Here is a 13656-nt window from a genome sequence, read left to right on the forward strand (position 1 = left end):
TCGTTGAAGACCACAACGTTGATAGGTCGGGTGTGTAAGCGCAGTAATGTGCTCAGCTAACCGATACTAATTGCCCGTGAGGCTTGATCCTATAACCATGCATCAACACGCGAAGACAAAATACAGTCACGCACCCAATATACACACACTACACTCTCCCACTTTGTTACCCCGTCATAGTCTGACGACCATAGCAGCCTGGAACCACTCCTTCCCATCCCGAACAGGAACGTGAAACGGGCCCGCGCCGATGATAGTGCAGATACCTGTGTGAAAGTAGGTCATCGTCAGACTAACCCCATATGCAAAAAGCCCGCTACTAAAAGTAGCGGGCTTTTTTGCGTTTGTGCCTCTGCGCGTCTGTGCGGGTGAGAGAAAAGATCCGATCAATTGCACAACCGGATCAAGCTATAGGAGCACGCGAGAATCGTGTGTGCGTGAAGCTCAAAACTGGCATTATCCGAGGCTCTTTCGGAGCCTCTCTGCGATGATTGAAAGTCCTCACAAGGGCAAGTCCGGTCTGCGTCGGATCTGGAATGCCTTTCACTACTCACTCGATGGTCTGCGTGCCGCGCTACGCCATGAGGACGCGTTTCGTCAGGAGTTGATGCTGGCCATGGTTCTAGTGCCGCTCGGCTTGTGGTTAGGCGCGGGGGGGGTGGAAAAGGCGCTGCTGCTCGGTAGCGTATTCATGGTGTTGGTGGTTGAACTCATCAACTCCGCAATTGAAGCGACGGTTGATCGGATTTCCCTGGAAGATCACGCGCTTGCCAAACGGGCCAAGGATATTGGCAGTGCTGCCGTCTTTCTTGCGCTGATCACCTTGGGTTTGACCTGGATTCTGGTGCTCTTCTTCTGACCGGCCGTCATCTGTCGGTCATCTAGTCGTCACAGCCGTGTCTTTTGTGCAGCCTATGCTCCCGGGCCATGAACTCGGACAATCTGGCTGCAGAAGAACTCTGGACGTCCCCCGGCTTGCGTATCGCGCTGGTCACGGAAACCTACCCGCCCGAAATCAACGGTGTGGCGATGACCCTGAAGTGGATGGTCGAAGGTCTCGTCGAGCGGGGGCATCGGGTGCAATTGATCCGCCCTCGGCAGGCTTGCGATGAGTCCGCACAGGGCGGCAAGCCCTACACCGAGATGCTGGCAAGAGGTTGCAAGGTGCCGCGCTACGAAGGTCTGCACTTCGGCTTGCCGGCACGTACTTGGTTGCAGAAACATTGGCAGCGTCAGCGTCCCGATCTGGTGCATGTAGCGACGGAGGGGCCGTTGGGCTGGAGTGCGGTTTCGGCAGCGCGAAAGCTTCGCATCCCGGTCACTTCGGACTTTCATACCAATTTCGATCACTACAGCCGGCATTACGGCATCGGTTGGCTCCGAAAGCCGCTCTCGGCGTATCTGCGCAGTTTTCACAATCGCACGCTTCGAACCTTCGTGCCGACAGTAGCGCTGTGCAAAGACCTGAAGGGCCAAGGCTATCGTGACGTTGACGTGGTCGCACGCGGCGTCGACACGGTTTTGTTTGATCCAGCGCGTCGTGATCCGTTATTGCGTGCCGGGTGGAGAGCGACGGATGAATCGCCGGTCTTGCTGTACGTGGGAAGGCTGGCTGCCGAGAAAAACATCGGGCTTGCGTTACGTACGTTTGAAGCGATCAAGTTCTTTCGTCCGGATGCGCGCTGTGTGCTGGTCGGGGATGGCCCGTTGCGTCACGAGCTTGAGAGCGCACACCCTGACTGCGTTTTTGCAGGGATGCTTACCGGGGCGCAACTGGCAGCGCACTATGCTTCGGCGGACGTCTTCCTATTTCCGAGCCTCACCGAAACCTTCGGCAATGTCACGCTGGAGGCTATGGCCAGCGGCCTTGGCGTAGTGGCCTTTGAGTATGCAGCGGCGTCGGATCTCATCCAGTCTGGAGCGAATGGGTTGCTCGCGCCGTTCGGAGATGAAACGCGCTTCATTCAAGCTGCCGTGGATTTGATTCGGCATAGGACGTGCCTTCCGGAGTTCGCTGCCGCCGCGCGGGAAACTGCGCTGAAGCAGAGCTGGAGTGCGATCAATGATTGCTTCGCGGCCTCGCTGCTTGAGGTGTGGGAGGGCAATCAAGTGCACGCCTCAGTTCAGGAGGTGATGTCATGACCCGGGTGCGGGCGCTCTTCATCTCGGACGTGCATCTGGGCACGCGTGCGTGTCAGGCAGAGCGGTTGCTGGAGTTCTTGAGAGCGTACGAATCCGAATACATCTATCTGCTCGGTGACATCGTCGATTTCTGGGCAATGAACCGCAGCATCCAATGGACGCGTGCCCACAATACCGTCGTTCAAAAGCTGTTGCGCAAGGCGCGGCACGGAACCCAGGTGATCTTCATTCCGGGCAATCATGATGAAGTCCTGCGTGAGTACGCCGGGGTGTCGTTCGGGGATATCCGTGTCGAGAGTGAGTGGGTGCATGTGGCCGCAGACGGCCGCCGGTACTGGCTGATCCACGGCGATGAATATGATCAGGTGACACGCCATCACCGCTGGGTGGCGGTGCTGGGCGACGTGGCCTACAACGCGCTGGTGCGCATCAATCTGTTCATCTCCCGCTTGCGGCGCTTGTTCCGGATGCCTGGATACTGGTCGTTGGCGGGGTACGCCAAGCAGAAGGTGAAGAAGGCGGCCAGCTTCATTTTCGATTTCGAAGACGCCATCGTGCATGCGGCGCGCCAGCGTGGCATGGATGGGGTCATGTGCGGCCACATTCATTGGGCATCGGATCGTGACGTGGATGGCGTGCGCTATCTAAATTGCGGGGACTGGGTGGATACTTGCAGCGGTATCGTCGAGCACCTCGACGGGCGCATCGAGGTGGTGCGTTGGGAAGATATGGAGATCGCTGCGGAGGCACCGGAAGGCACGGCCGTGCCAGTGATGCCGATCGCTCAAGCGGCACGTGCCCGACCGGAAGAGGAGAAGTCGGCGGCCTGAGGCTAAGCGCGTCAGTGACTTCGCTGCGGTGCTGGGGCAGAATGGCTCGGTTTATCGCAGTGGTGTCCGAGCATGGATGTTGATGTCCTGATTGTGGGTGGGGGTCTGGCCGGGGCGAGCCTTGCAGTGGCCCTGCGCGACACTCGCCTGCGTATTGCACTCGTCGAGGCCCATGCGCCGGAGCGGCCGCAGGGTTGGGATCAGCGCATCTATGCGGTCAGCCCGGCGAGTCGCGGCTTTCTCCAGCGTATCGGAGCCTGGAACCATCTCGATGCATCGCGCATGGTCGCTGTCGAGGCCATGCAAATTCGGGGGGATGCCGGCGGCGAGTTGAATTTCTCGGCGTATGAGGCGGGCCTCGGTGAGCTGGCCTGGATTGTCGAATCCTCCCTGATGCACGTCGAGTTGTGGGAAACCGTGAGACGGCAACACAACGTGAAGTTGCTGTGCCCCGCACGCCCCGCCCAACTGGATGTCGATGACTCCGGTGCTGGTTTGCGCCTGGAAGATGGTCGAAAGTTGCGGGCACGCCTGGTCGTCGCTGCCGACGGCGCGAATTCATGGGTGCGGGAACAGGTCGGCATTCAGGCCAAGGTTTCGCCATATGGCGAGCTGGGCGTGGTGGCCAACTTCAGCTGCGAGAAGCCGCATCACAACATTGCCCGTCAGTGGTTTCGCGCCGACGGCGTGCTGGCGTGGTTGCCGCTGCCGGATAACCGTGTTTCGATCGTGTGGTCCACGCCGGAAGAGCATGCGCAGACCCTGCTGGCGCTGGAGCCCGAAGCGTTGAGCGCGCGCGTGGCAGAGGCGGGCGGGTACGGCCTCGGAGCCATGCAGCTGGAAACTGCGGCAGCGGCGTTTCCGTTGCGGCTGTTGCGTGTCGCGGAAACGGTTCGCCCCAGGTTGGCCTTGATCGGCGACGCCGCGCACGCCATTCACCCGTTGTCGGGACATGGCATCAATCTCGGGTTCAGCGATGCCGCTGCGTTGGCCGAGCGCCTCAAGGCCTTGCCGGAATGGCGTGACCCCGGGGAGCACGCCGTGCTGCGTGCGTATGCACGCGAGCGTGCCGAGGAGCCCGCCTTGTTGCAGGGCGTCACGCACGCGCTGAATCGCCTGTTCATGACCGATAATCCTGCCTTGCGATTCCTGCGCAACCGCGGCATGAACCTCACCGCGAGCGTACCGGTCTTAGCCAACGCGCTTGTCCGCTATGCGACAAACGGAAAATTCTGAAACGGAGAAATCGATGTTAACCACCATGCTGCGCACCGCGCTGTGCGTTTCGGCCCTGTTCGGGGTGTCGCTTGTCCATGCCAATGAAGACGCCGTGAAGAAGGGCATGAACGAGTTCATCGGTGCAGAAGCGGTGGAAGCCGTGAACAAGACATCGTATGCGGGCTTGTACGAAGTGGTGCTCAAGAGCGGGGAGTTGCTCTACACCGATGCCAAGGTAGGGTTCATCTTCGATGGCCGCATCATCGATACTGCCAAACGTTCAGACGTGACGCAGGAGCGTCGCAATCAGTTGTCAGCCATCGACTTTTCCAGCCTGCCGCTGAAAAACGCCATCAAGCAAGTGCGTGGCGACGGCAAGCGAATCATCGCCACTTTCGAGGACCCCAACTGCGGGTATTGCAAGCGCCTCGGGGCTGATCTGGCCATGATGGACAACGTCACCATCTACACCTTCCTGTACCCGGTGCTGGGCCAGGATTCGGACACCAAGTCGCGCAACATCTGGTGCGCGAAAGATCAAGCCAAGGCCTGGAACGACTGGATTCTCGATAACCGTGCTCCGCCCTCTGCAAAGTGTGATTCCAAGGCTGTTGACGAGAACATCGCGCTTGGCCGCAAGCTGCGTGTCGAGGGTACCCCGACCTTGTTCTTTGCCGATGGCCGTCGAGTCGGTGGTTACCTGAGGGGGAGCCAGATCGAAGAAGTGTTTGCCGAAGTGAAGTAAGCAAAAGGCCGGCGAAAGCCGGCCTTTTTGTTTTCAGGGCTTCATGCCCTCAGGTTTCATGCCTTTTGGCAGCAGCGCCCACATGCGACCTTGCTGACGCATGCGGCCGGCCTGTTCCCCGGCTTCAGGGCCACTGCCCCAGTAGAAGTCGGCGCGTACCGAACCGCGGATCGCACTGCCGGTATCCTGCGCCATCATCAGCCGCCGCAAGGGGCGTTCCGAGAGCGGGTGTGTGGTGTCGAGAAACACCGGCGCACCCAACGGAATGAAGCGCGGGTCGGCCGCGATGCTGCGGCCCGGCGTGAGCGGAACCCCCAGCGCGCCGATCGGGCCGTCCCCGGTGAGCGGCAATTCACGGAAAAACACATAGCTCGGGTTGGCATTGAGCAGTTCGTTGAGTCGAGCAGGGTTCTCCTGCGCCCACTGCTTGATTCCCTGCATCGAGGCTTGATGCAGCTCGAGCTCGCCACGATCGATCAGCCAGCGTCCGATCGAGGTGTATGGATGGCCATTCTGGTCGGCGTAGCCGATGCGCACGCGCGTGCCGTCGCCCAACTCCATCTGGCCGGAGCCTTGCACCTGCATGAAAAACAAGTCGAGCGCATCGGCCGCCCAGAACAGGGTTTCGGCAGGGAATGCATCCCCCATGGCCGAGATTTCGCCGCGCGTCCAATACGGCACCAGACGATTGCCGACCAGCCGCCCGCGCAGGCGCATGTGGCGCAATTCGGGCTGGTGCTCGCCGAGCGCCACGGAGATCATGTCGGCCGGCGGAGCATGGACAGGCCAGTTGTTCTTGGCCGAGCGTTGCCGGCTGCCCTGGATGACGGGTTCGTAGTAGCCGGTGACCATGCCCTCGCGGGTGCTGTCCGGGTTAACGGCTTTCCAGGGGACAAAGTGTTTTTCGAAGAACGCACGCACATTGCGATTGGAGGGCGAGCGGCCGAGGCTTTGGGCCGCACTGCAGACCTCCTGCCAGGCAGGGCGCTGCCCGATGGCAGAGCAGGTTTGCTGCAAGGCAGGCCACGCTTCCTGATGCTGATCGGCGCTCCAGCCCGGAAGCTCAGACCAGTCGCCGGGTTGGAGAGGTGGAGCGTCGGGTTTCTTGGGCTGCTCGGCGCCCGGACAGACGGGACAGACAGGGCAGGCCGGAGCGACCGGTGGTGCAGGGCATTGATTCGCGGATGCTGTGAAGACGGAGCCAAGCAGCAAGGCTGCCAGCAGGGCGCGCAGGGGGAGTGGATTCATGTGGGCTTCGGGTAAACTCGGTGAATCGTGCAGCGACAGTATACGGGGCACCCCGTGCCCGGGGGGCGAACATGTGGGTGATTATTCTCGAAGCAGCGATTGCGTTGATTCTGCTTCTGGTCATCGTGCTGGCGACTCTTCCCAGACGACGCAAAGACAAGCAACAGGACAAAGAAAACAATGAATGAACTCGCAAGTTTCCTAACGCGTGCCGAGCAACTGCTCGAGCGGGTCGAGCGTTTGCTGCCGTCCGCCACGCAGGAGCCGGACTGGAAATCCGCGGTGGCCTTTCGCTGGCGTCGTCGTGAAGGCCGTACCTGGTTGCAGCCGGTTACGCACCCGCATGGCATTCGCTTGAAGGACTTGTGCGACATCGACGAGCAGAAAGAGCGAATCGACCGCAATACCCGGCAGTTCGTCGAGGGGCGCTATGCCAACAACGTGCTGCTGACCGGAGCGCGTGGTACCGGCAAGTCGTCGCTGATCAAGGGGCTGTTGAATGCCTACTCGAAGAAGGGCCTGCGTCTGATCGAGATCGACAAGGATGATCTCATCGACCTGCCTGACCTCATCGAGATGGTGCAGGGGCGCCCGGAGCGCTTCATCGTGTTCTGCGATGACATGTCGTTCGAGGAGGCAGAAGCCGGCTACAAGGCACTGAAAAGCGTTCTCGACGGCTCGGTGGCAGCACTGCCTGACAATGTCCTGATCTACGCCACGTCGAACCGGCGTCACCTGATGCCTGAGTACCACGACGAAAACCTGCAAACCCGGCATGTCGGCGGAGAGATCCATCCGGGCGAGGCTGTCGAAGAGAAAGTGTCTCTGTCCGAGCGTTTCGGTATGTGGATTTCGTTCTATCCGTTCAGTCAGGACGAATACCTGAAGATCGTCGGGCACTGGCTCAAGACATACGGCCTGGATCGCAAGACTATCGAGGCCGCGCGTGGCGAAGCCTTGCAATGGGCGCTTCAGCGTGGCTCGCGCTCGGGGCGTGTCGCCTCGCAGTTTGCCCGTGACTACGCCGGCCGCGCCGGATTGGTGTGATGCCGTGGTGAAGCGTGTGGAAGTGGCTGCGGGCGTGATCGTTCGTGGCGATGGGGCGTTTCTGCTAGGGCGCCGTGCGCCGGGCACGTTTTACCCCGGCTATTGGGAGTTTCCCGGCGGCAAGGTCGAGGCCGGCGAGGATGCGGCGGCTGCGTTGGTGCGAGAGCTTGATGAAGAGCTTGGCATTCGCGTGCGCACGCTGGAGCCGTGGATCGTGCGGCGCCATGACTACGAACACGCGAGCGTGACCTTGCGCTTTTTCCGGGTGACGCAGTGGGAGGGCGAGCCTGACGGTCGCGTGCATGACGCGCTTTCCTGGCAGTTTGCGCAGACGAGCGAAGTGGGGCCGATGTTGCCCGCCAACGGGCCCGTGATGAAGGCCTTGAGCCTGCCTGCTTTCATGGGCATCACCCATGCGTTCGAGATCGGTGCTGCAGCGCAATTGACCGGGTTGGAACGGGCCTTGGAGGCAGGCTTGCGTCTAGTTCAGATTCGGGAGTCGGGCTTGGGGCGGGAGGCCGTGCTGTCGCTGGCCCGCGAGGTGCTCGCTCGGGCCAAGGCTTACGGTGCCATCGTTGTCCTCAACGGCACTGCCGAACTCGCGCGCGCAGCCGGCGTGCACGGCGTGCACCTGAAGAGTGTCGCGCTGGCCGGAATGACGTCGAGGCCGGATTTCGAATGGGTGGGCGCGTCGTGTCATGACCGCAGCGAGCTGGAGCGGGCGGCTGCGCTTGGCCTTGATTACGCCTTGCTGGGTCCGGTCAAGCCGACCCTGACGCACCCCGATGCGAAAGGCATGGGCTGGGCTCGTTTTGCTGAATTGGCGCACGATCTGCCGATGCCGGTGTTCGCTTTGGGAGGGCTGGGGCAAGCTGATCTGCAAGAGGCGCGTGCGCAGGGCGCACACGGCGTCGCTAGCATTCGTTCAGCCTGGCTTGTTTAGCTGTCGCGAGGGGGTTCGCTGTCGTCGGGCGGTGCGTCCGCCGCCACGCGATACTCTTCGGATGCCCAGGCGCCCAGATCGATCTGACGGCATCTCTGGGAACAGAACGGACGCCACGTGCTTCCAGGCCCCCATTCTACTGGTGTGCCGCATTGCGGGCATTTGACCGTCAGGTTTTTGCTTGCGCTCATGCGGGTCAGATGCTGCAGAAAGTCAGGGCGAAACGCACGTCACGTTCGGTGGGGCGGGGGCGTGCCAGGGTTTCGGGGCACAGGAAGCGAATGTTCAGCGCGAACTTGTTGGCGCTGATCTCGGGGACGACCTGATTTCCGCCCTCGACCGCGATGCGCACCAGCTGGGAGCTACGGCCCGTCATCGTGAGCTGATGGGAGCCATGGTGAGCCACCAGCGCCTCGGTGTGGCCACTGGCACGCAGAAGGCGCAGCACGATGGTGATGCCCTCGCGGATCGGCAGCATCGGGGTGGTCCATGTGGTCAGGTCATGGCGCCGAGCGGCGGCGTCGCGGCTCAACCAGTAGTGGTACGAAGGCAAGTCGAACTGGCAGACACCGCCAGGGATGGCAGCGCGGCTGCGGATGGCCATCAGCCATTCGTTTTCCCGCAGGTACTGGCCGATCTTGCCGGCCATGGCCTGCAACGAAGACGAGGCCTGCTCGATTTCGTATAGAGCGCCATTGAGGGCATCTTCGGAAATCTCGGGGTTGTTGCGGAAGCTCATCAGGATCTGGCGCTGACGCTCAAGCTCCTGCATGAGGTCGACCTTGAGTTCGGTGCGGCCGGCGACTTCGAGCACGTCGAACAACGTAAGCAGCGCGCAATGGTGCTCTGAGGCGCCATCGCTGCGGCAGAAGTGCGCCAGACGGGCGTACAGGTCTTCTAGCCGCAGCAAGGTGCGAATGCGTTCGTTCAACGGGTATTCGTAACTGATCACTGCTTCGTGCCCGATCCGTTGTTGGGCGGCATTGGCTTGCCGTATGCAATTAGCGGTCGATGATAGCACAGCGAAAACCCGCGCCCGCCGTGTGCCTTCAGCAGTTTGCTAACAAGATGTAGCGTGCGTGAAGGGCGTCGATCTGACGCCGTAGCGAGCCGATGTCATGGCTGTTGTCGACAACATCGTCGGCGGCCGCCAAGCGTGTTTCACGGCTGGCCTGAGTGGCCATGATGGCGCGCACCTGCGCCTCTTCGAGGCCGCTGCGCTCCATGACGCGCTGCAGTTGCAGGGCTTCCGGGCAGTCGATGACGCACACGCGGTCGCAGCGTTGTTGCCAGTGGCCCGATTCGATCAGCAACGGCACTGCCAGTACCACGTAGGGTGCGGTCGAAAGGCTGCAGCGGCGCGCGCTCTCGGCGCGGATCATGGGGTGGAGGATGGCCTCCAGCTGCTTGCGTGCGGCAGGGTCGCCAAACACGCGTTGGCGCATGGCGGCACGGTCGAGTGCGCCGACGTGGTTGATCACTTCGGCGCCGAAGACGGCACGGATAGGCTCGATGGCGGGGCCGCTCGCTGTCGTCAGCTCGTGCGCAATGGCATCGGTATCGATCACCTCGGCGCCAAGCTCGGCGAAGCGCTCGGCGGCCGCGCTCTTGCCGCTGCCGATTCCACCGGTCAAGCCGATGATGAAGGGGCGTTCGCGAGCGCTCACTGCGAGCAGGCGCGCCGGGCATCGGCGCCGAGGCTGGCTTCAATTCGCGCGGCGACGTCTTCCAGCGCCTCGGCCGGCCCGCGAAACTCGATTTCGTGGCGTGTAGGCGTACCTGGCACGACCTCGGCATTGCTGACGCCTTGCTCGCGCAGGCTGGCCAGACGTTGTCGTGCAGAGGATTCCGACGAATACAAACCCAGCGATATCGACCATTGGCTGGGGCCTTCGCTGCGCACCAGATACACATCCTGGATGTTGCGGCCCTGAAGGTTCTTGAGGCGTTGCTCGGCGGCACTCTGATTGGGGGCCGGCGGGATGCGAACGCGCCAATTGGTCGATTCCTCCAGCACTTCGTGAGTCAGGCGTACTTGCCCTTGTGTGGTTTCGGCCAGTGCGGTGGCTTGAGCAAGGCCTGCGGGCCCTTGAACGACGTAGGCGGCGCAGTGAGTCGTGGAGGCGTCGGGGGCTTGATGCGCGACAGGTTCGGGTGGTTCCGGCGTAACAGGAATGACCTGAGTGACCGGCGCCGGCGTCGGACTGACCCGCGCAGGCGCGTGCGCGCCTAAATCAAGCGCGTCGGGCCGGATCTGATTGGTGAGACGTTCCGGCTCTCCACGCATGCTGGAGCCGCCGAGCCAGCCCATGCGCCCTCCGGTGAAGGCGACGATATTGAGCAGCAACAGGACGATCAGCAGCGTTCGAAGCGACATGCGGGCACTTTAACGCAAGCGGTGCGGGTTGCGGAGCATGGGGCGGTGGGCATGATGATGCGCGGCCTCAAGAGGGATCGGAGGCGATGGCCAAACCTCGCAGCACGAGGTTTTCCACATGCCGATGCGGGATGCCAAGCAAGGGGGCGATGCGTGGAGCACTGCCGCCCGAGAGCAGACACAGCGCCTGGGGGTCGGACGTTGCACGCGTGAAAAAACGCTCGATGGCGCCTGCCTGGGCATACAGACAGCCGGTGACGATGGCGTCGACGGTCGAACGGGGTGGGTCGCTGGGGTCGCCGTCTGCGAGCGGCAAACGGGCGGTGTCGCGCGCCAGGGACTGGCGCATCAGATGTTCGCCGGGAAGGATCAGCCCGCCCTGGAACTGACCGGTGGCGTCAAGCAGATCCACTGTGGTGGCGGTTCCGGCGCAGACGACGACGCACGTTGCGGCGTGCATGCTGCGTGCACCGATCAGTGCCGCCCAGCGGTCAGCCCCAAGCTGCGCCGGGTCGGCGTACAGGTTGGTGACGCCGCAGCGGTAAGCGGAGGACGTAAGCCAGCTCAGGGTAACGCCACGCGCTTTCACGCATGTTTCCAGGCGGGCGCCCAATGCTTCGCCGGCGACATTGAGCCCGAGCGCGGACTGCAGCGCTGGGTGACGGTCGAGAATGCAGCCGAGGCTGTCGGCCTCGGCATGCTCGAGGGCGCCGTCGCCGATCCAGGCGCCGTCGTGCATCAAGGCCCATTTGATTCGCGTGTTGCCAGCGTCAATCAGCAGTTTCATGTCGAGACCCTGAGCGAGACATCGCCCGAAAGGATGCGTTTTTGCGCACCGCTTGAGGTGCGGAGTAACAGCGCTCCATCGTGATCAACCCCCTCGCATGTGCCTTCGCAGTCGGTGCCTTCGCCGCTGATCCGTACCGATCTTGCCGCAAATGCATCGTTGGCCTGCCACGCGTCGCGCATGCACGCAAAGCCACCGTCGGCGAAGTCTTGCAGGCGCGCGTGCAACCGCAAGAGTATGCGTGCGAGGATGGCCTCATCCGGGGGCGGTGTGTCCATGTGTGCGTGCAAGGCGGTGGCGGTGAAAGGCAGTTCGCCGGGCGCAGAGCGCAGATTGAGGCCGATGCCGATGATCACGCTGCGTGTGCGGTGCTGCCCGGAGGCCAGCTCGATCAAGATGCCCGCAAGCTTCGCGCCGTTCGCCAGAAGGTCGTTAGGCCACTTCAGGGCAATGCCCCGAGCGCCCAGCGATTGCAGCGCTTCCGCGACGGCCAGCCCGACGCTCAGCGACAGGCCGCTCAACGTTGGTGCGTGCTCGGGCGGCGTCCATCGGCATGAAAAAGTCAGCCCTTGGCCAGGCTGTGCAAGCCAGCTGCGGCCGCGTCGGCCACGGCCGGCGGTCTGCCGTTGCGCCAGCAAGACTTCCATCGCGTTCTTTACGGGCGGGCGGGCGCTCAGGCTGTCGTTGGTGGAGGCGCAGTGTTCGACGAAATCGAGCGTGAACTGCGTCGCGGCGTTGCCAAGGCAAGCCAGGGTACGTTCAATCGAAAGCGGTGGGTGTTCGGACAAACGTGCAGGCTCCCGGTGCGGAAGCCCGCATTATCTTGCAAGCCCAGGCGCCGGGCTAGCCGGCTCCGCGGTTTTCAGTCGCCGTGTTCCGCCTCGATAGGCGAGTGGCGCACGTCCTCGATGTCGAGATCCTGGATCTTGCGCGTGATGGTGTTGCGGCCGATACCCAACAATTGGGCGGCTTCGATCTTGCGCCCTCCGGTTGCGACCAGCGCGCGGCGGATCAGCGTGCGCTCGAAAACCTGTGAAAGCTGCTCGAACACTTCTCCGGGCGAACTGGCCAGCAGGCGGTCTACATCGCGCGACAGGCTGTCGGTCCAGTCGGTCGAGGGCTGCGAGGCCGGTTGATCGCGCAGTTCGGGGGGGAGGTCGGCGAGCTCGACGACCTGGCCGGGTGCCATGACAGTAAGCCAGTGGCAGACGTTCTCAAGCTGGCGCACATTGCCGGGGAAAGAATAGCTCTGCAGGTGCCGCAGAGCGCTTTCCGAGATGCGTTTGGCGTCGACGCTCAAATCTTGTGCGCTCTTCTGCAGGAAGTGGCGCACCAAAATGGGGATGTCCTCCATGCGCTCGCGCAGCGGCGGCAGACGCAAACGGATCACGTTTAGGCGGTGAAAGAGATCCTCGCGGAACAGCCCCTGCCGCACGCGCTCTTCCAGGTCCTGGTGAGTGGCAGCGATGACGCGTACGTTGGCGCGAATCGGCTGTTGCCCGCCGACGCGGTAGAAGTGGCCGTCCGACAGCACGCGCAGCAGGCGGGTCTGCAGTTCGGCCGGCATGTCGCCGATTTCATCGAGAAACAGCGTGCCGCCCTCGGCTTGCTCGAAACGCCCGCGGCGCTGTGCCGCCGCGCCGGTAAAGGCCCCGCGCTCGTGGCCGAAAAGCTCCGACTCGAGCAGGTCGCGTGGAATCGCGGCGGTGTTGATGGCGATGAAGGGCGCGTCGCGGCGCGGGCTGTGACGGTGCAGGGCGCGCGCAACGAGTTCTTTACCCGCGCCGGACTCGCCGTTGATCAGCACCGTGGCGTGCGATTGGGCGAGGCGGCCGATGGCGCGAAAGACCTCTTGCATGGCCGGCGCTTGCCCGAGGATTTCAGGGGCGACAGGGGATTCCACTTCGGCACCATTCTGGTGCGTGCTCTGTTCGAGTGCGCGTTGGACCAGCGCCACGGCCTGATCCACGTCGAACGGTTTGGGCAGGTATTCGAACGCACCACCCTGAAAGGCAGAGACCGCGCTGTCGAGATCGGAGTAGGCCGTCATGATGATGACGGGCACGCTGGGGTGCAGCGTCTTCACCCGCTGCAGCAGTTCCAGGCCAGAGCGGCCGGGCATGCGGATATCCGAAATCAACACGCTGGGCGGCGTCGGGACGTCTTCCAGCGCGGCGATCGCATCGGTTGCCGACGTGAAGCTCTCGTAGGCAATCTCTTCACGCGAGAGTGCTTTTTCCAGCACCCAGCGGATGGAGCGGTCATCATCAACGATCCAGACGGTATTCATAGTCTATGCACTATCCTGGTGCGCCTGGG

Annotated in this window: 15 protein-coding genes and 2 rRNA genes; 9 read left to right on the forward strand and 8 right to left on the reverse strand. The window is 62.6% G+C overall.

The window, feature by feature from the left end:
* The 7 genes from AC6H0W_RS08680 to AC6H0W_RS08710 form a co-directional block, all read left to right on the forward strand.
* Positions 1 to 91 (forward strand): 23S ribosomal RNA (locus AC6H0W_RS08680); the annotation flags it as partial.
* An 89-nt stretch (positions 92 to 180) separates the two neighbouring features.
* Positions 181 to 293 (forward strand): 5S ribosomal RNA (gene rrf / locus AC6H0W_RS08685).
* 197 nt (positions 294 to 490) lie between these two features.
* Complete coding sequence (locus AC6H0W_RS08690; RefSeq protein ID WP_497577330.1) at positions 491 to 859, forward strand: diacylglycerol kinase; 369 nt, start codon at positions 491 to 493, stop codon at positions 857 to 859.
* 68 nt (positions 860 to 927) lie between these two features.
* Positions 928 to 2142: a glycosyltransferase family 4 protein gene (locus AC6H0W_RS08695; protein WP_497576771.1), complete on the forward strand. Its 1215-nt coding sequence runs from the start codon at positions 928 to 930 to the stop codon at positions 2140 to 2142.
* Positions 2139 to 2972 carry a UDP-2,3-diacylglucosamine diphosphatase gene (locus tag AC6H0W_RS08700; RefSeq protein WP_497576772.1) on the forward strand — a complete coding sequence of 278 codons (834 nt, stop codon included), beginning with the start codon at positions 2139 to 2141 and terminating at the stop codon, positions 2970 to 2972. The genes AC6H0W_RS08695 and AC6H0W_RS08700 overlap by 4 nt, the downstream gene beginning before the upstream one ends.
* A gap of 72 nt (positions 2973 to 3044) precedes the next feature.
* Positions 3045 to 4208, forward strand: coding sequence for a UbiH/UbiF family hydroxylase (locus AC6H0W_RS08705; RefSeq protein WP_497576773.1), 1164 nt, complete (start codon positions 3045 to 3047; stop codon positions 4206 to 4208).
* A gap of 13 nt (positions 4209 to 4221) precedes the next feature.
* Positions 4222 to 4935: a DsbC family protein gene (locus AC6H0W_RS08710; RefSeq protein ID WP_497576774.1), complete on the forward strand. Its 714-nt coding sequence runs from the start codon at positions 4222 to 4224 to the stop codon at positions 4933 to 4935.
* 33 nt (positions 4936 to 4968) lie between these two features.
* Here the strand turns inward: AC6H0W_RS08710 and mltA are convergent, their stop codons facing one another.
* The gene (gene mltA, locus AC6H0W_RS08715; protein WP_497576775.1) at positions 4969 to 6183 is read right to left on the reverse strand and encodes a murein transglycosylase A; all 1215 of its coding nucleotides are present in this window, start codon (positions 6181 to 6183) and stop codon (positions 4969 to 4971) included.
* Between the two features lie 180 nt (positions 6184 to 6363).
* On the opposite strand from mltA, the gene AC6H0W_RS08720 reads away from it, so the two are divergent.
* Positions 6364 to 7230, forward strand: coding sequence for an ATP-binding protein (locus AC6H0W_RS08720; protein WP_497576776.1), 867 nt, complete (start codon positions 6364 to 6366; stop codon positions 7228 to 7230).
* Entirely contained in the window at positions 7199 to 8173 is a 975-nt protein-coding gene (locus tag AC6H0W_RS08725; protein WP_497576777.1) for a Nudix family hydrolase, read from the forward strand. Before AC6H0W_RS08720 ends, AC6H0W_RS08725 begins: the two co-directional genes overlap by 32 nt.
* Here AC6H0W_RS08725 and AC6H0W_RS08730 read toward each other — a convergent pair.
* From AC6H0W_RS08730 to ntrC, 7 genes are all read right to left on the reverse strand, one after another.
* Positions 8170 to 8364 carry a DNA gyrase inhibitor YacG gene (locus tag AC6H0W_RS08730; protein ID WP_497576778.1) on the reverse strand — a complete coding sequence of 65 codons (195 nt, stop codon included), beginning with the start codon at positions 8362 to 8364 and terminating at the stop codon, positions 8170 to 8172. The genes AC6H0W_RS08725 and AC6H0W_RS08730 overlap by 4 nt on opposite strands.
* A 5-nt stretch (positions 8365 to 8369) precedes the next feature.
* Positions 8370 to 9125 carry a cell division protein ZapD gene (gene zapD / locus AC6H0W_RS08735; RefSeq protein ID WP_497576779.1) on the reverse strand — a complete coding sequence of 252 codons (756 nt, stop codon included), beginning with the start codon at positions 9123 to 9125 and terminating at the stop codon, positions 8370 to 8372.
* 97 nt (positions 9126 to 9222) lie between these two features.
* A complete protein-coding gene (coaE, locus tag AC6H0W_RS08740; protein ID WP_497576780.1) occupies positions 9223 to 9840 on the reverse strand; it encodes a dephospho-CoA kinase in 618 nt (205 codons plus the stop codon).
* A complete protein-coding gene (locus tag AC6H0W_RS08745; RefSeq protein WP_497576781.1) occupies positions 9837 to 10550 on the reverse strand; it encodes an SPOR domain-containing protein in 714 nt (237 codons plus the stop codon). Before AC6H0W_RS08745 ends, coaE begins: the two co-directional genes overlap by 4 nt.
* A 67-nt stretch (positions 10551 to 10617) precedes the next feature.
* Positions 10618 to 11337 carry a type III pantothenate kinase gene (locus tag AC6H0W_RS08750; protein WP_497576782.1) on the reverse strand — a complete coding sequence of 240 codons (720 nt, stop codon included), beginning with the start codon at positions 11335 to 11337 and terminating at the stop codon, positions 10618 to 10620.
* Complete coding sequence (locus AC6H0W_RS08755) at positions 11334 to 12125, reverse strand: biotin--[acetyl-CoA-carboxylase] ligase (protein ID WP_497576783.1); 792 nt, start codon at positions 12123 to 12125, stop codon at positions 11334 to 11336. Before AC6H0W_RS08755 ends, AC6H0W_RS08750 begins: the two co-directional genes overlap by 4 nt.
* 74 nt (positions 12126 to 12199) lie before the next feature.
* Positions 12200 to 13627: a nitrogen regulation protein NR(I) gene (gene ntrC, locus AC6H0W_RS08760; RefSeq protein WP_497576784.1), complete on the reverse strand. Its 1428-nt coding sequence runs from the start codon at positions 13625 to 13627 to the stop codon at positions 12200 to 12202.
* Between the last annotated feature and the right edge of the window lie 29 nt (positions 13628 to 13656).

Source organism: Pseudazoarcus sp. NS20, from assembly GCF_059703745.1.